Origin of the sequence: Pseudomonas zanjanensis (assembly GCF_014268745.2) — a bacterium.
Classification (GTDB): domain Bacteria; phylum Pseudomonadota; class Gammaproteobacteria; order Pseudomonadales; family Pseudomonadaceae; genus Aquipseudomonas; species Aquipseudomonas zanjanensis.
Genome location: NZ_JABWRB020000001.1, coordinates 759,476 through 774,481, shown reverse-complemented (window position 1 = coordinate 774,481; position 15,006 = coordinate 759,476). Strand labels below are relative to the sequence as shown.

At 61.6% G+C, this 15,006-nt stretch carries 16 protein-coding genes; 8 read left to right on the top strand and 8 right to left on the bottom strand.

The annotated features are described in order from the left end of the window. Positions 1–38 precede the first annotated feature (38 nt). Positions 39–320, bottom strand: coding sequence for a GNAT family N-acetyltransferase (locus HU715_RS03610; protein ID WP_186705362.1), 282 nt, complete (start codon positions 318–320; stop codon positions 39–41). A gap of 634 nt (positions 321–954) precedes the next feature. Between HU715_RS03610 and oprI the strand changes: the two genes are divergently transcribed. Next, complete coding sequence (oprI, locus tag HU715_RS03605) at positions 955–1,206, top strand: outer membrane lipoprotei OprI (RefSeq protein ID WP_003183784.1); 252 nt, start codon at positions 955–957, stop codon at positions 1,204–1,206. A gap of 140 nt (positions 1,207–1,346) precedes the next feature. Here the strand turns inward: oprI and HU715_RS03600 are convergent, their stop codons facing one another. The 3 genes from HU715_RS03600 to HU715_RS03590 form a co-directional block, all read right to left on the bottom strand. Further along, positions 1,347–2,318: a L,D-transpeptidase family protein gene (locus HU715_RS03600; RefSeq protein WP_186705363.1), complete on the bottom strand. Its 972-nt coding sequence runs from the start codon at positions 2,316–2,318 to the stop codon at positions 1,347–1,349. A gap of 238 nt (positions 2,319–2,556) precedes the next feature. Beyond that, complete coding sequence (locus HU715_RS03595) at positions 2,557–2,850, bottom strand: hypothetical protein (protein ID WP_003199347.1); 294 nt, start codon at positions 2,848–2,850, stop codon at positions 2,557–2,559. A 56-nt stretch (positions 2,851–2,906) separates the two neighbouring features. Beyond that, positions 2,907–3,512 carry an arylesterase gene (locus HU715_RS03590; protein WP_186705364.1) on the bottom strand — a complete coding sequence of 202 codons (606 nt, stop codon included), beginning with the start codon at positions 3,510–3,512 and terminating at the stop codon, positions 2,907–2,909. 10 nt (positions 3,513–3,522) lie between these two features. Here HU715_RS03590 and HU715_RS03585 point away from each other — a divergent pair, with 10 nt between their 5' ends. The 3 genes from HU715_RS03585 to greB are packed head-to-tail and all read left to right on the top strand — an operon-like array spanning position 3,523 to position 7,242. After that, positions 3,523–4,206, top strand: coding sequence for an ABC transporter ATP-binding protein (locus HU715_RS03585; RefSeq protein WP_060738553.1), 684 nt, complete (start codon positions 3,523–3,525; stop codon positions 4,204–4,206). Further along, entirely contained in the window at positions 4,206–6,710 is a 2,505-nt protein-coding gene (locus HU715_RS03580) for an ABC transporter permease (protein WP_186705365.1), read from the top strand. The genes HU715_RS03585 and HU715_RS03580 overlap by 1 nt, the downstream gene beginning before the upstream one ends. Positions 6,711–6,744: 34 nt before the next feature. Beyond that, positions 6,745–7,242 (top strand): transcription elongation factor GreB, encoded by a 498-nt coding sequence (gene greB / locus HU715_RS03575; protein ID WP_003199337.1) that lies wholly within the window; start codon positions 6,745–6,747, stop codon positions 7,240–7,242. 17 nt (positions 7,243–7,259) lie between these two features. On the opposite strand, the gene HU715_RS03570 is transcribed toward greB, so the two are convergent. Then, entirely contained in the window at positions 7,260–7,568 is a 309-nt protein-coding gene (locus HU715_RS03570) for a class I SAM-dependent methyltransferase (RefSeq protein WP_186705366.1), read from the bottom strand. A gap of 515 nt (positions 7,569–8,083) precedes the next feature. On the opposite strand from HU715_RS03570, the gene HU715_RS03565 reads away from it, so the two are divergent. Beyond that, positions 8,084–8,359: a hypothetical protein gene (locus HU715_RS03565; protein WP_217884306.1), complete on the top strand. Its 276-nt coding sequence runs from the start codon at positions 8,084–8,086 to the stop codon at positions 8,357–8,359. 257 nt (positions 8,360–8,616) lie between these two features. On the opposite strand, the gene HU715_RS03560 is transcribed toward HU715_RS03565, so the two are convergent. Together HU715_RS03560 and HU715_RS03555 are read right to left on the bottom strand one after the other, a co-directional pair. Continuing rightward, positions 8,617–9,051: a DoxX family protein gene (locus HU715_RS03560; protein WP_186710836.1), complete on the bottom strand. Its 435-nt coding sequence runs from the start codon at positions 9,049–9,051 to the stop codon at positions 8,617–8,619. A gap of 100 nt (positions 9,052–9,151) precedes the next feature. Further along, a complete protein-coding gene (locus HU715_RS03555; protein WP_186710828.1) occupies positions 9,152–10,573 on the bottom strand; it encodes an MltF family protein in 1,422 nt (473 codons plus the stop codon). A 236-nt stretch (positions 10,574–10,809) separates the two neighbouring features. Here HU715_RS03555 and HU715_RS03550 point away from each other — a divergent pair, with 236 nt between their 5' ends. The 3 genes from HU715_RS03550 to HU715_RS03540 all read left to right on the top strand — a co-directional run bounded on the left by HU715_RS03550 (position 10,810) and on the right by HU715_RS03540 (position 14,064). Then, positions 10,810–11,619, top strand: a complete 810-nt coding sequence (locus HU715_RS03550) for a TatD family hydrolase (RefSeq protein WP_186710820.1) — start codon at positions 10,810–10,812, stop codon at positions 11,617–11,619. Positions 11,620–11,862: 243 nt separating this feature from the next. Beyond that, a complete protein-coding gene (locus tag HU715_RS03545) occupies positions 11,863–13,344 on the top strand; it encodes a methyl-accepting chemotaxis protein (RefSeq protein WP_186710813.1) in 1,482 nt (493 codons plus the stop codon). 345 nt (positions 13,345–13,689) lie between these two features. After that, a complete protein-coding gene (locus tag HU715_RS03540) occupies positions 13,690–14,064 on the top strand; it encodes a terminase (RefSeq protein WP_186710811.1) in 375 nt (124 codons plus the stop codon). A gap of 12 nt (positions 14,065–14,076) precedes the next feature. Here HU715_RS03540 and HU715_RS03535 read toward each other — a convergent pair whose 3' ends face one another. Beyond that, a complete protein-coding gene (locus HU715_RS03535; RefSeq protein WP_186710809.1) occupies positions 14,077–14,874 on the bottom strand; it encodes an acyl-CoA thioesterase in 798 nt (265 codons plus the stop codon). Positions 14,875–15,006 lie beyond the last annotated feature (132 nt).

Here is a 15,006-nt window from a genome sequence, read left to right as displayed (position 1 = left end):
CTTCTCAGCCCGGCGTTTTTTATTGGGAATCCGTTTTCTCAGAGCTTCGCCGCGTGCCGCTGGTGACGCTCCATGTAGCGCTCCACGTAGGAGCAGGACGGGATCACCGTGTAGCCCATTTCTTCAGCGTACTTCAGCGCCTCTTCGGTCAACTTCGCTGCAATCCCCCTGCCGCGCAGGGCGTTGGGCACGAAGGTACGATAGATGTCCAGGGTCTGCTTGCCCAGGTCCATGTAGGTCAGATAGGCACGATGACCGTCCACATTGGTCTCGAACTGATGACCAGCCTGGTCATGGTGGATGGTAACCGCCTCGCTCATCACTACTCCTCGCGGGTCTGAATGCCGACCCCTACCTTACCGATGTTTTTCCGGCGAAGGAACCTCTACGCCACCCCGTGCCTTCCTGGTCACCGAGCGCCAAAACCGATCCGCCCAAACCCGAGCACGTCGTGAATAGTAGGCACCAATGACGCAAATGCTCAAGGCACGCCTGTCATCGAAGGGGTGAACCTGGTCGGGTTTATCGATTGAGCGCCATCGTCGCGCTGTAGTCGGTCACGGTGCAATAGCTGAACATCGCCAGTTGTTGAGTCTTGAGACGAGCGCGCGTAGTTAAAGTCACCGCCAATACCAATAAAGATGCCCGGAGCGCTGCACAAAAAATGTACAAAAGTGTAGGTGAATCAATAAACAACGACGTTAGCGAGGTCTGCGAGAGTTCACCCGGCCACGGAACTTTTTTTCGTCGACGCGCTCCAGGCAAGGGCTTTGGCCTGTATATTTTTTAAACAACCCTCAGAAAAGTTGCTCGAAAAAGAATCACCGCCTACAATTTTTTTGCTTCTTGCGCTACGTCAGTTTACTTACTACAAGTAATGGGTAGTATGTACGCCGGCTAACTCCTCAGTCTGGGGAGACAGTCACTAATAGAAAGTCCTTGAAGGGGAAACCGATGAACAACGTTCTGAAATTCTCTGCTCTGGCCCTGGCCGCAGTTCTGGCTACCGGTTGCAGCAGCGCATCGAAAGAAACCGAAGCACGTCTGACTGCTACCGAAGACGCAGCAGCTCGCTCCCAGGCTCGTGCAGACGAAGCTTACCGTAAAGCTGATGAAGCTCTGGCTGCTGCTCAAAAAGCACAACAGACTGCTGACGAAGCTAACGAGCGTGCTCTGCGCATGCTGGAAAAAGCTAGCCGCAAGTAATAGTCCTTCGGGATTGTTATCGAGCCGACCCATTCTTGGGTCGGCTTTTTTTTTGGATTCAAGAGCTATTGACTGGTGTTTTACCAGGCGATAAAAAACCCGCCGACATCGCGAAACGTCGGCGGGTTGCTTTCAAGCTTTTACTGCTGCAGGTCGATCGGCGCGCTCGAAACCATCGGTGCCGAGGTATTTGGAACTGCGATTTCCACTGGCAGGCCATCTTCGGCCGCGACCACGTCCCGCACCACGTCCCAGTTCATGCGCAGGTTGCTGGTGATGTCTTCGCGCTTGAGCATCGCGTTGATGACGGCGGTGTGCTTGTCCACCACCGACGGGTTGCCCTTGTCGTCCAGCGGCGTATGCGCTTCCAGATACACCTTGCCGCCGCTCAAGCCCAGCTTGTAGGGGTCGTTGATGATCCGCACCGACGTGCCCACCGGCACCATGCCGGCCATTTCCAGTACGTTGTTGTTGAACATCCGGAAGCAACCGTGACTGGTGCGCATGCCGATGCCGAACTTCTTGTTCGAACCGTGGATCAGGTAGCCCGGGGTGCCCAGGGTGAACTTGAAAGGACCCAGCGGGTTATCAGGGCCGGCAGGCACGACATTCGGCAACGGGTCGCCGTCGGCGGCGTGTTCGGCCTTGATCGACGCGGGCGGAGTCCAGGTCGGGTTCGGGGTCTTGGCGATGATGCTGGTGTGGGCGATTGGCGAGCCCCAGCCCTCACGGCCAATCCCCAGCGGGAAGGTGTAGACCACGTTCCGCCCCTTGGGGAAATAGTAGAGACGGTACTCGGCCAGGTTGATCACGATGCCCTCGCGCGGGCCCGGCGGCAGGATGAAGCGAGTGGGCAACACGATCTCGGTACCAGTGCCCGGCAACCAGGGATCAACCCCCGGGTTGGCAGCGACCATCTCGCTGTAGCCCAGGTCATAGGCGGTGCCCAGGTCGGCGAAGGTGTCTTCGTATTTGGCCTTGATGACCTGCACCTGGCCGATGATGTCTTCACCCGGCGGTGGCAGGGGCAGCTCCAGGGCGGCAACGGGGCCCGCCATACACAGGGCGGCAAGAGACAGGCAGCGGGCGACGGCAGGCAAGCGCGGCAACATCCGGGAAATCCTTCGCAGATCGAACTGGGGTATGAAAACGGCGATTGTACACTGCCACCTGTTATTTCGGGGAGAGCGGTACGGAGGCGTCCGATGCGCAGCATGTCTGGAAATTGAAATGGAACCCTGTGGGAGCGGGCTTGCTCGCGAAAGCGGTGGGTCTGCTTGCGTTGATGTCGAATGTGCCGCCTTCGCGAGCAAGCCCGCTCCCACAAAGGCAATACCTAGAATTCGGGGATTAAAGTTCGAACCGCAGCTCCGGCCAGATCGGCGAGGTGCCGCGCTTTTGGGATTCCAGGATCGCCCGGCACAGCGAGCACAGGCGATGATCCTGGAAAATCTTGCGATCGACGCTCGACCAGCGCGGCTGGGCCGGCAACAGGCTGCCGCAGAGGGTCCGGTCGGCCGAGCCACCGAGTTCCAACTGCCGGGTCACCAGGTGCACCCGTACTTCCTGGCAGGCGAACAGGTCCAACTGCTCGTCAGGCTCGATCAGTTGGTAGGCAAACAGGGACCAGGCGGGACGCGGCATCGGGGGCTCCAAATCGGGGGCGCCACATTAGCCGAAAGCCCGCCGGTAGAAAAGCGTCAAAGCAGCGGTTTCAGCGTCGGCCAGACATTTTCCAGCAACTTGCCCTGGGCCGCGACGGACGGGTGCAATCCGTCACTCTGCATCATGGTCGGAACGCCACCTACGTCCTTGAGGAAAAACGGCACCAGCGGGACTTTCTTCTCCTCGGCCAGGGTGCTGTAGACCCGAGCGAAGGCATCGGTGTAGCGCCGTCCGTAGTTGGGCGGCAATTGCATACCCAGCAAAAGTACCTTCGCACCGCTGGCGCGGGCGCTGTCGATCATCGCTGCAAGGTTTTGTTGCAATTGTGTTGGCGGTTGTCCACGCAAGCCATCGTTGCCGCCCAGCTCCAGGATCACCAGGTCCGGTTTATGGGCTGCAAGCAGCGCCGGCAGCCGCGCCTGGCCTCCGGCGCTGGTGTCGCCGCTGATGGAGGCATTGACCACTTTATCGTCAAAACCCTCGGCCTTGAGCCGTTGTTCGAGCAACGACACCCACCCCTGCCGGGTATCCAGGCCGAAAGCCGCGCTGATACTATCGCCAACGATCAGGACTGTACCCGCCGCTGCGTTCTGGACCATGCACATCAAGGCCAGGCCGGCACTCAAAAACCACACACGCATCGGATTCTCCATGGGCTCAAGCATTCTCACCGCGACGGACCTTAGCAAAGTGGTCGCCAGCGCGGAAGGTGAACTGACCATCCTGCATGAACTCAGCCTGGAACTGAACAAGGGCGACAGCCTGGCCATCGTCGGCGCGTCCGGTTCCGGCAAATCCACCCTCCTGGGCCTGCTGGCCGGCCTCGACCTGCCCAGCAGCGGCGAGGTCACGCTCGCCGGGCAGGCCCTCAGCGCGTTGGATGAAGACCAGCGGGCGCGGATCCGCGCCGAGCATGTCGGTTTCGTCTTCCAGTCATTCCAGTTGCTCGACAGCCTCAATGCACTGGAAAACGTCATGCTGCCGCTGGAGCTGGACGGCCGCAAGGATGCCCGCGAACGCGCCACGCAACTGTTGCAGCGCGTCGGCCTGGGCCAGCGCCTGACCCATTCGCCGCGCCAGCTCTCCGGTGGTGAACAGCAACGGGTGGCGATTGCCCGCGCCTTTGCCGCCGAGCCCGACGTGCTGTTTGCCGACGAACCCACCGGCAACCTCGACAGCCACACTGGCGAGCGCATCAGCGACCTGCTGTTCGAACTGAACAAGGAACGCGGTACGACCCTGGTGCTGGTCACCCATGATGAACGCCTGGCCCATCGCTGCCGGCGCCTGATCCGACTTGAAGCCGGCGAGATGGTCGCCCCTCTGGAGCCTTGATGGCACGTCTGCCGCTGTTGCGCCTGTTCAGCCTCGCTGTCCGTCAATTGCTTCGCGATGCCCGCGCCGGAGAGTTGCGGGTGTTGTTCTTCGCCCTGTTGGTGGCGGTGGCGGCGAGCACCGCCATCGGCTACTTCGGTGCCCGCCTCAACGGCGCGATGATGATGCGCGCTACCGAATTCCTCGGCGCCGACCTGCTGCTCGAAGGCAGCTCGCCGGCCCGCCCGGAGCAAATCCGCAGCGGCACCGAATTGGGCCTGGAACATGCCCGGGTGGTGGAGTTCTCCAGTGTCGTGGCCACCGACAATGGCATCCAGCTGTCCAGCGTCAAGGCGGCCGATGACCGCTACCCATTGCGCGGCGAGCTGAAAAGCACCCCTGCCCCGTTCGCCCCGGAAGAAACCGGCGGACGTCCGAACCCTGGCGAGGCCTGGGTCGAGGCACGGCTGCTGACGGCACTGGACCTGAAGATCGGCGACAGCATCGACGTCGGCAACCAGACCCTGCGCCTGGCCCGGGTGCTGACCTATGAACCCGATCGCGCCGGCAACTTCTACAGCCTCACCCCGCGGGTACTGATCAACCTCAAGGACCTGGAGGCCACCGGCGTGGTGCAACCGGGCAGCCGTGTCAGCTATCGCGACCTGTGGCGCGGCCCGGCACCGGCCCTGCAAACCTACCGCGACCTGGTCAAGCCTGGGCTTGAACCCAACCAGCGCCTGCAGGATGCCCGCGACGGCAACCGCCAGATCGGCGGCGCCCTGGGCAAGGCCGAGCGCTACCTGAACATGGCCAGTCTGGTGGCGGTGTTGTTGTCCGGTGTGGCCGTCGCGCTTTCGGCCAACCGCTTCGCCACCCGACGCTTCGACGCCAGCGCGCTGCTGCGCTGCCTGGGCCTGTCCCGCCGGGAAACCATGGTGCTGTTCAGCCTGCAATTGACGGTGCTGGGCCTGCTGGCCAGCATCAGCGGCGCACTGCTCGGCTGGGTCGCCCAATTGGGCCTGTTCGCCCTGCTGCATGACCTGCTGCCTACCACCGTTCCGCCCGGCGGCCTGCTGCCGGCGATCGCCGGAATCGGCACCGGGCTGGTGGCGTTGGCGGGGTTCGCCTTGCCGCCACTGGCTGCGCTGGGGCGAGTGCCGCCGTTGCGTGTACTGCGCCGGGACATGCTGCCAATCCCCTCCAGCTCCTGGGTGATCTACGGTGCCGCACTGGGCGCCCTGGGCCTGATCATGTGGCGCCTGAGCCTGGACCTGGTGCTGACCTTCGCCCTGTTGGGCGGTGGTGTCGTTGCCGCGCTGGTGCTCGGCGGCCTCTTGTTGCTGTTGCTCCAGAGCCTGCGTCGCCTGCTGGCCCGCGCCGCCCTGCCCTGGCGGCTGGGCCTCGGCCAATTGCTGCGTCATCCCCTGGCGGCGGCCGGCCAGGCCCTGGCGTTCGGCCTGATCCTGTTGTCCATGGCGTTGATCGCGCTGCTGCGCGGCGAGTTGCTGGACACCTGGCAAAACCAGTTGCCCAAGAATGCGCCGAACTATTTCGCCCTCAACATCCTGCCCAACGACAAGCAGGCCTTCACCGACAAGCTGCTGGAATTGTCCGCGCAATCAGCCCCGCTCTACCCCGTGGTACCCGGGCGCCTGATCAGCATCAATGGCGAATCGGCCACGGAGTTCGTCACCAAGGATTCGGCGGGTGACCGGGCACTGCAACGCGACCTGAGCCTGACCTGGGCCGCGGACCTGCCGGCGGGCAACGTCGTCACCGCCGGGACCTGGTGGCCGCAGCAGCCACCGGACGATGTCCCGGGGGTTTCGGTGGAAGGCAAAGTGGCCGAAAACCTCAAGATCAAGCTGGGCGATCGCCTGGTCTTCAGCGTGGGCGGCGTCAACCGTGAGGCGAAGGTCACCAGCTTGCGGGAAATCAACTGGGACAATTTCCAGCCCAACTTCTTCATGATCTTCCAGCCCGGCACATTGAAGGACCTGCCGGCGACCTACCTCACCAGCTTCTACCTGGCGGCGGGTCACGACCAACAAATCGTCGACCTGTCCCGGGCCTTCCCGGCGGTGACGATCCTGCAAGTCGAAGCCCTGCTCGAACAACTGCGCAGCATCCTGGCCCAGGTGACCCTGGCCGTGGAGTACGTGCTGTTGTTTGTACTGGCGGCGGGGATGGCGGTGCTGTTTTCCGGCCTGCAGGCCACCCTCGACGAGCGGATTCGCCAGGGCGCGTTGTTGCGCGCACTGGGCGCCGAACGCCCCCTGCTGGTCAAGGCCCGACGCATCGAATTCGGCCTGTTGGGGGCGGTCAGCGGCCTACTGGCGGCCCTGGGCTCGGAGCTGGTGAGCCTGGTGCTTTACCGGTACGCCTTCGACCTGCCCTGGCACCCGCATCCATGGCTATTGGTATTGCCGCTGTTGGGGGCCTTGTTGATCGGCGCGGCCGGGGTGTTTGGTACCCGTCGGGCGCTCAACGCCAGCCCGCTGACAGTATTGCGCGAGGGTTGATAGACTCCCGGCTTCGCTATCACAAGAAGTTGCCATGAGCCGTTATCGCCCACCCCGCACCGCCGGCACCGCGCTGATCACCCCCGAGGGTGAAGCGCGGATGCGCGCCGAATTCCATGAGCTGTGGCATGTGCGCCGTCCCCAGGTGACCCAGGCGGTCAGCGAGGCAGCGGCCCAGGGCGATCGCTCGGAAAATGCCGAATACACCTACGGCAAGAAAATGCTGCGGGAAATCGACAGTCGCGTGCGCTTCCTCACCAAGCGCCTCGAGGCGCTCAAGGTGGTCAGTGAAAAACCCAGCGATCCAAACAAGGTTTATTTCGGCGCCTGGGTCACGGTCGAAGATGAGGACGGCAAGGAATCACGCTATCGCATTGTTGGCCCGGACGAGCTGGATCTGAAACAGAACCTGATCAGCATTGACTCGCCGTTGGCCCGCGCACTGATCGGCAAGGCCTTGGACGCGGAGGTCAGCGTCCAGACGCCCACAGGTGAGAAGCGGGTCTACATCGTCGACATCGCGTATCCGTAATATCCGTAATCCTCGCCTCAGCGGCGAGTGATCAGGCCCTGCCGTGCAACACGGGTCAGTTGCCGGATCATTTCGGGAGCGTCCGCCGTGCTGGGGGATTGGATGACAGCCAGGTCGAAGCTGTCATTGGCAAAACGTGCCAGTGACTCACCGTCTTCGACGAATTGGATCAGGAAAGCAGCAGGCCCGTGGTTGCGACGTGGCCAGCCGTCAAGGTAACGCAAGAGTGTTGGCTGGTGGGTGCCGCCCAGGAGAATTTTCGGGTTGCGCTGCACTAGGTTCGCCGTGATCGGCGCAAGACGTACAAGGGGACTGGGTGCGTTCATTGTGTCGTGTCTCTGCCTCAAAAGTCTGCATGGCAGGTGAGAGGCAACACCGAACCAGCGCTTTAGCGGTATTTCGAAGCCGTGTTTTTCCGGCTTCTATCGGCGACTGGATGAGTCACCTGGCGCCCCGCAAGTAGCTGTTTAAATCGGCGCATGAGCGGCATCCTAGAGAAGCTGACTGGTCAGTGTCAAGAATCACTCTCCATAAAAGACGCTGACAGAACGTAATGCTGTTTACGTCAGGAAGTGCGCTTTTCTGAGGGAGGGAGAGCGCTTTTGTTTGGGGTTGGGTACATATCCGTTGCTGCGGTAACGGCGGCTTAGGGTTCCGCCCTGACGGCGGGTCACTTTTGGAAGAGCGCCAAAAGTAACCAAAAACGCTTTGCCCCACCACTCGGTGCCTCGCTTAGGCTCGGCATGCCCTCACTCCGGCATTGCTCCGTGGGCCGCCGCGAAGGGCCATCCATGGCCCAGCGCGGCTACCTCGGCATCCATGCCGAGGTGCCCACTGCGCAATGCCTGCGTTCGGCCAGCGTGGTTTAACGGGGCGTCCAGATCAAGATCAAGATCAAGATCCAAAGCAAGAGCAAGAGCAAGAGCAAGAGCAAGAGCAAGAGCAAGAGCAAGAGCAAGAGCAAGAGCAAGAGCAAGAGCAAGAGCAAGAGCAAGAGCAAGAGCAAGAGCAAGAGCAAGAGCAAGAGCAAGAGCAAGAGCAAGAGCAAGAGCAAGATCAAGATCCAAAGCAAGAGCAAGAGCAAGAACGGGGCACATGCCGGCATCTATGTGGCTGAGGCACCGCCTTCGCGAGCAGGCTCGCTCCCACAGGAAAAACGCTACACGCTTCTCAACAGTGACCCGCCGTCAGGGCGAAGCCCTAAGCCGCCGTTACCGCAGCAACGGATATACACACGATCCATCCGGGAAAAGGCGAGTAGATTTTTCCAAAAAGCCGCAAAAAAAAACGGCGCTTCCCATTTCTGGAAGAAGCGCCGTTTTCCTAAGTGAACAGCATTACGTACAAGACGGGCGTCGAATTCAAATCGAGCAATCAACCCGCAACGGCACGATCGACCGACAACTTGCCCGCCCCTTCGATCAACACGGCAATACTGCCCCCCAGCAACGCCAGGGCAAACTCATAACCGTTGTTGGCCATGAACAAGCCGTTACCGATGTGCACCGAGAAAATCGCCACCAGCGACACAAACGCCAGGCCCAACGCCGCAGGACGGGCCAGCAGACCGATGATCAACGCCAGGCCGGCAAAAAACTCCGTGCCGCCCGCCAGTGTCGCCATCACATAACCCGGGGTCAGGCCGATGCTTTCCATCCACTGCGCCGTGCCTGCCAGGCCGTAGCCACCGAACAGACCGAAGAGTTTCTGCGAGCCGTGGGCGGCAAAGATGACGCCGACGACGATGCGCAGCACAGTCAAGCCGTAGCCGGCGCGGGTGAACAGGACTTTGTTGATGAATGTGCTCATAAGGTTATTCCTTGGGGTAGTGGAGAGTTGGCCGCTATATTAATCAATAAAATTCATGTTAAAAGCGGAAATAATCCGTTATATCAATCAATTTATTCGATCACTTACGCAATGCAACCTTTTGCTCCTTCGGTTCCAAGGACTCCCGTTCACGATCAAACGCCAGGTAGTACTTATTCACACTATTAACATAGCTGACGGCGCCCATTCCCACCTGCTCCATGGCAATGCGCTCGACTTGGAAAAACCATTGGTTGGGGTTCAGTCCCCGTCGCCGAGCCTCGGCGCGCATACCTTGGACGCGTTCGGGGCCCATGTTGTAGGCCGCCAGGACAAAGGCCATGCGTTCGCGCTCGTTGAGCTTGGGGCTGGCGAAGAACTTGCGGCGGATGAGGGCCAGGTACTTGGCGCCGGCTTGCACATTGGCGTCCAGGTTCTGGATGTTATCGACCCCGACGCGCTGGGCCGCCGCCGGGGTGATCTGCATCAGGCCGGTGGGGCCTGAGCCGCTGCGGGCGTTGGGTTGCAGGGCGGATTCCTTGAAGGCCAGGGCCGCCAGGTTGAGCCAGTCCATGCCCTGGGCATCGGCATGTTTTTGCAGCACCGGGCGCAGCTTTTCCAGGCGCTGGCGATTGGCCCGGGCCAGCGGATAGTGGACTTGGTACAAACGCCGATAGATACGCAGGAATGCCGCGTCTTGATTAGAGGGCACCTTGTAGGTCACCAGGAATCGGTCGATGCTCGCCCGCAGCATGGCGGCGTCACGGCGAACGAACCAGTATTCGTCACCCGGCTCGCCAATCAGCACCTGACGGTCGAAGCGCAGCTTGGGCAGGATCTTGCCCCAGCGCTCGGCGATGGGCTGCTCGACGATGGTCAAATGGAAAATCCCACCCTGAACCATCTCCAGGACATCCTCCACAGCCAGGGAGGGATCGACCCATTCGATCTTCACCGGCGGCAGCTTGAGCAGCGCCAGCTTCTGGTTGATCTGGCTCACGGCGTCCCCCGCCGCGCTGCCGTTGGGCAGGGCCAGGGTCTTGCCGGACAGTTGCTCCACGCGCGTGTAGCGCTTCTCACCCTTGATGCCCACCAGCAGCAAAGGCACGTCGGTACGGATCGGATTGCTGGCACTGACGGCATGGCCGGCCTGGGGCTCAAGCAACTCACCCGGCGCGACGAGGTCGCCCTCCCCACGCTGCAAGGCACCGAGCAATTGGTCCTTGGCCTTGGGGATGATCTTGAGAGTGATTTCCTGGCCATCCAGTGCGTGGCCATTGAGGTATTGCTCGAAAGCGCGCAGCCGGTGGTATTCGACGCCAATGGGTTGGCCCTGGACTTCACCGGAGCTGTTGCGACTCTGATTGACCAGCACCTTCAACACTCGGCTGCTACGGATTTGCGCCAAGTCGCGCACCGTGCCCGGCGCCACCGCCTGCACTGGGCCAGGCAGCCGCGCTTCGGCCGGCATCGGCAACAGCAGCGAACAACACAACAGTAGCAACGCCTGGGGACGTGTCATCCACTCTCCGGAAGGAATACCGCCGACCGCCTCCCTTGAAAAACGAGGCTGAGTCGACGGAAACAGAGCGTCTGAGACGCCGAAAAAGTGCGGAAGACTGGCACAGCGATGGCCTTTATACCAACCCAATGTGTCTCGCGGCCTTAACAGACAGCCTCAACTCGTTGTAGTTCTTGGTTTTTCTTATAAATCTACAGCTCTGATATGCTTTCCGGCCTTTGGGCCGAGGTAGCACCATGCAACTCATCGATATCGGCGTCAACCTGACCAACCCCAGTTTCGCCGACAAACACCAGGCGGTACTTGAGCGCGCCTATGAATCCGGGGTCTGCCAATTGGTTCTGACCGGCACCAGCCTCGAGGGCAGCGAACAGGCCCTGGAACTGTGTCAACAGCTCGACGACACCGGGCAGCGGCTGTTTTCCACCGCTGGCATTCACCCCCACAGCGCCAGCGAGTGGACCGCCGACAGCGCCCGGCACCTCAAGGACCTGCTGATGCACAGCCGCGTGCGTGCGGTGGGCGAATGCGGACTGGATTTCAACCGGGACTTCTCTCCTCGGCCCCAGCAGGAAAAAGTCTTGGAGGAGCACCTCGCCCTGGCAGTCCAGTTGCAACTGCCGGTCTTCCTCCATGAGCGCGACGCCGACCAGCGCTTGCTGGACATCCTCCGGGATTTTCGCGATCAGTTGCCGGCGGCCGTGGTGCATTGCTTCACCGGTGAAAAAAAGGCGCTGTTCAGCTACCTCGACCTGGACCTGCACATCGGCATCACGGGCTGGATTTGCGACGAACGCCGGGGCACGCACCTGCACCCATTAGTGCGTGAAATACCCCGCGGTCGGATGATGCTTGAAAGCGACGCGCCCTACTTGCTGCCCCGTACGCTGCGGCCCAAACCCAAGAACGGGCGCAACGAGCCGGCCTACCTGACGGAGGTCCTGCGCGAAGTGGCCTTGCACAGGGGTGAAACCCAGGAAGACCTGGCCGACCACAGCACCGCTTGCGCCCGGGCGTTCTTTGGGTTGCCCACTCTTTCCGAATGAACCCACCCCCCTGTGGGAGCGGGCTTGCTCGCGAATGCGTTGGATCAGTCACAACTGTATTTGCTGATCCACCGCATTCGCGAGCAAGCCCGCTCCCACAAGAGATCCGGTTGTCTGTTAGTCCATATCAAAATCCCCGGCACCTCAGCTGTCCGTTGACCCACATCAAAACCTAGCCTCCTGAGTAGCGGCACAATAATGGCACCTTGCCAATGCTGTTTCCGCTATCAGAGAAAACCTTCCATGGGTGCCTGGCTTAGCAATATCTCGTTGAAATACAAATTCTGGGCGGTCAATGCAGTCGCCTTTATCACCACGTTGCTGCTGGTGCTCTACGCCGTGCACCTCGAACAGCAAGCCCGCAACCACGCGGCCCAGGCGAACGCCCGGGTCCAGGCACAGGTGCTCGACGCCTGGCCTACTGGACACCCCGTGCCCAAAGCCAACAACCTTTTGGCATTCCAGCGCGGGCAGATCCCGGTGTTCAATGAGCAACCGTTGCCTTCGCTGGTGCAGGCCGAGGGCTGGGTCGAATTCGATGCCGGGCCGCTGTTGGGCGACAATCCGCTGCTGGGTGCCCAGGTGATCCGTCGAGGTGACGGCCAGCAACTCGCGGTGTTGGCCCATGGTGCAAGCCTGAGCCAAGTGTTCGGTGAACGCTTCAGCCAATACGCCGTGGCGGTGTTCGTGTTGATGCTGGCGATGTTGGGCGCGTCGCAACTGTTGATCCGCTTTTTGCTCAGCCAGCTCAATACGCTCAAGGATGTGATGCTGCACGTGGAAAAAACCGGCGACTTGTCCGCCCGCGTGCCCCTGGCCTGCAAGGATGAAGTGGGCCAGATGGCGGCGGCATTCAATGCCATGCAAGCCGGCTATCAACGGGTGGTCGACACCGTTGCCAGCACCGCCCGGCAGTTGGACAGTGGTGCGGCGCGCCTGGCGTCGAGCATGAACGAGGTACGCCACGGCATGCTCGGCCAGCAAAGCGAAACCGATCAGGCGGCTACGGCGATCAACGAAATGTCCGCCACGGTTTATCACATCGCCCAGCACGCCGGCGCCACCCGCGACCTGTCGAAAACCGCCGACACCCTGGCCGGCAATGGCCACGAAGTGGTCGGCCGGGTGCAGCAGTCGATCACCGGGTTGTCTTCGGGCGTGCAGCAGACCGCCGAGATGATCCAACGCCTGGCCGAAGACAGCCAGAAGATCAACGGCGTGGTCAATGTGATCCACAGCATCGCCGAACAAACCAACCTGCTGGCCCTGAACGCGGCCATCGAAGCAGCGCGGGCTGGGGAAATGGGCAGGGGGTTTGCGGTGGTGGCCGACGAGGTGCGCAATCTGGCCAAGCGGGTCCAGACGTCCACGGACGAAATCACCACCATGGTCTCGGCCCTGCAAGCCGGAACCCGGGACGCGGTGGACTTCATGCAGGAGAGTTCGCTCAAGGCCGACGACTGTGTACAACAGGCCCGCGAGGCCGGCGATGCGTTGGCGCAGATCACCGCAGCGGTGGCGCAGATGCGCGAGAGCAATACCCAGATTGCTGTCGCGGCCGAGCAGCAAAGCCACGTCGCCGAAGAAATGAACCGGGCGGTGGTGAGCATTCGCGACGTGACCGAAAATACCGTGCGCCAGACCGTGGATTCAGCCACCACCAGTGACGAACTGGCAACGTTGGCGGGGGAGTTGAGCAAGGCGATCGGGCAGCTGAAACTGTAGAAACTGGCTTTCCTGGGGCTTCTGTGGCTCCTGTGGCTCCTGTGGCTTCTGTGGCGAGGGAGCTTGCTCCCGCTGGGGCGCGTAGCGCCCCCAAGAAGCCGAACCTCGTCAGCCTGAGACATACCGGGCTTGCAGTTTGGGTCCGCTTCGCGGCCCAGCGGGAGCAAGCTCCCTCGCCACAACAGCGGTTCCTCGCCACAAAGCAGTTCCTTGCACAACAGCGGTTCCTTGCCACAACAGCAAAACTGTATGGCCACCTATCGCTTCGATAGCCAACCGCCATTCGCCGCACCGCCCGCCCGGACCTATCCTTGGGTTATTCGGTTTCGTTCAAGGAATAGCATCATGGGCAAACGTCACCCCAACCTTCCGGCCTGGCAATGGCGCGCCTACCCCGACAATCATCGCCACCCCACCAACCTGGTGTTGCACCTGATTGCCGTGCCGCTGTTCATCATCGCGTTTCTGCTGATTGTGTCGGGGGTGTTCAGCTTGAGCCTGGGCGATGTCGCCATCGGTGTCATCGGCCTGCTCGCGGCGTTGGGCTTGCAGCGCCACGGCCACAGCCTGGAGGCCCAGGTTTCCGAACCGTTCAGCGACCGCAAGGATGCAGTCTCACGCCTGTTGGTGGAGCAGTTCCTGACGTTTCCGCGGTTCTTTCTCAGCGGTGGCTGGTGGCGCGCCTGGCGCGATCGCCACCGTCACAACCGCAAGCCTTAACCGAGGAAAGCGTTAACCAAAGACCGTTACGGTCTGCCGGCTCAGGGCGATCAAGCGGCCATCGGCGCTCCAGAACTTCGCGGCGACATGGCCGTAGCCGTCCTGGGCATGCTCGATCTCGGCCAGGTATTTGCACCAGTCCAGCGTCGTGAGCTCCAGCAACGGCTGGACGAACTCGATGGTCCAGGTGAGCGTACTGCCGGGGGCCATTTGCGAGAGGTGCGGCAACAACGCCGGCGGCCAGGCGTCCACCAAGGCCAGGATATGGCTTTCGTTAAGCGGCTCCTCCTGCACATCACCGCGCAAGCGCACCCAGCCGCCCATGTTCCGGGATTTATTGCCGCTGAACGGCAAGCCGCCGACGCTCCAACGCATCGCCAGGTGCCGCATGAATTCCGGGGTCATGCCCTTGACGTAAGGCAGCTCCTGGCATTGCTCCACGCTTTTGAAATCCGGCGCGGGGTCGGCCTGCACCGCCACCACGGACGGGCGCGAGGCGCCAAAGCTGCCTTGCACCACGGTCACCACCTGGCCGTTCTGCACCGCCCGCCCCAACACCTGGCTCACCGCCTTGCCTTCACGCAACACATCGACTTCAAAACTCACCGGCACGTCGGGCTCGACCGGGCCGACGAAGGTGATCGCCAGCGAACGCACCGGGCGATCGGCCGGCACTCGGGCACGCATCGCCTCATATTGCAGCGCCGCCACCAACCCGCCAAAACTGGCCCGACCCTGGCCCCATTCTGGCGCGATGGTCACCGCGCCTGGCTGCCGGCGCACGGCATCGATCAACTCGGAAAAGCGCATGACGACCTCGAAAACAGGGGAAAAGGATGAAGGCATCTTAACCAGCCCGGACGGGCGGCACAGGGCTCATTCCGGCCAAAGAGACTGACAGAAAAGCCGCAATTCTTGAATCCACCCCCAATCAACTGTGGG

What these genes read in the sequence shown, in the direction of transcription:
- HU715_RS03610 (WP_186705362.1), bottom strand. Translation starts at nt 320, where the DNA reads ATGAGCGAGGCGGTTACCATCCACCATGACCAGGCTGGTCATCAGTTC.
- oprI (WP_003183784.1), top strand. Translation starts at nt 955, where the DNA reads ATGAACAACGTTCTGAAATTCTCTGCTCTGGCCCTGGCCGCAGTTCTG.
- HU715_RS03600 (WP_186705363.1), bottom strand. Translation starts at nt 2,318, where the DNA reads ATGTTGCCGCGCTTGCCTGCCGTCGCCCGCTGCCTGTCTCTTGCCGCC.
- HU715_RS03595 (WP_003199347.1), bottom strand. Translation starts at nt 2,850, where the DNA reads ATGCCGCGTCCCGCCTGGTCCCTGTTTGCCTACCAACTGATCGAGCCT.
- HU715_RS03590 (WP_186705364.1), bottom strand. Translation starts at nt 3,512, where the DNA reads ATGCGTGTGTGGTTTTTGAGTGCCGGCCTGGCCTTGATGTGCATGGTC.
- HU715_RS03585 (WP_060738553.1), top strand. Translation starts at nt 3,523, where the DNA reads ATGGGCTCAAGCATTCTCACCGCGACGGACCTTAGCAAAGTGGTCGCC.
- HU715_RS03580 (WP_186705365.1), top strand. Translation starts at nt 4,206, where the DNA reads ATGGCACGTCTGCCGCTGTTGCGCCTGTTCAGCCTCGCTGTCCGTCAA.
- greB (WP_003199337.1), top strand. Translation starts at nt 6,745, where the DNA reads ATGAGCCGTTATCGCCCACCCCGCACCGCCGGCACCGCGCTGATCACC.
- HU715_RS03570 (WP_186705366.1), bottom strand. Translation starts at nt 7,568, where the DNA reads ATGAACGCACCCAGTCCCCTTGTACGTCTTGCGCCGATCACGGCGAAC.
- HU715_RS03565 (WP_217884306.1), top strand. Translation starts at nt 8,084, where the DNA reads ATGCCTGCGTTCGGCCAGCGTGGTTTAACGGGGCGTCCAGATCAAGAT.
- HU715_RS03560 (WP_186710836.1), bottom strand. Translation starts at nt 9,051, where the DNA reads ATGAGCACATTCATCAACAAAGTCCTGTTCACCCGCGCCGGCTACGGC.
- HU715_RS03555 (WP_186710828.1), bottom strand. Translation starts at nt 10,573, where the DNA reads ATGACACGTCCCCAGGCGTTGCTACTGTTGTGTTGTTCGCTGCTGTTG.
- HU715_RS03550 (WP_186710820.1), top strand. Translation starts at nt 10,810, where the DNA reads ATGCAACTCATCGATATCGGCGTCAACCTGACCAACCCCAGTTTCGCC.
- HU715_RS03545 (WP_186710813.1), top strand. Translation starts at nt 11,863, where the DNA reads ATGGGTGCCTGGCTTAGCAATATCTCGTTGAAATACAAATTCTGGGCG.
- HU715_RS03540 (WP_186710811.1), top strand. Translation starts at nt 13,690, where the DNA reads ATGGGCAAACGTCACCCCAACCTTCCGGCCTGGCAATGGCGCGCCTAC.
- HU715_RS03535 (WP_186710809.1), bottom strand. Translation starts at nt 14,874, where the DNA reads ATGCGCTTTTCCGAGTTGATCGATGCCGTGCGCCGGCAGCCAGGCGCG.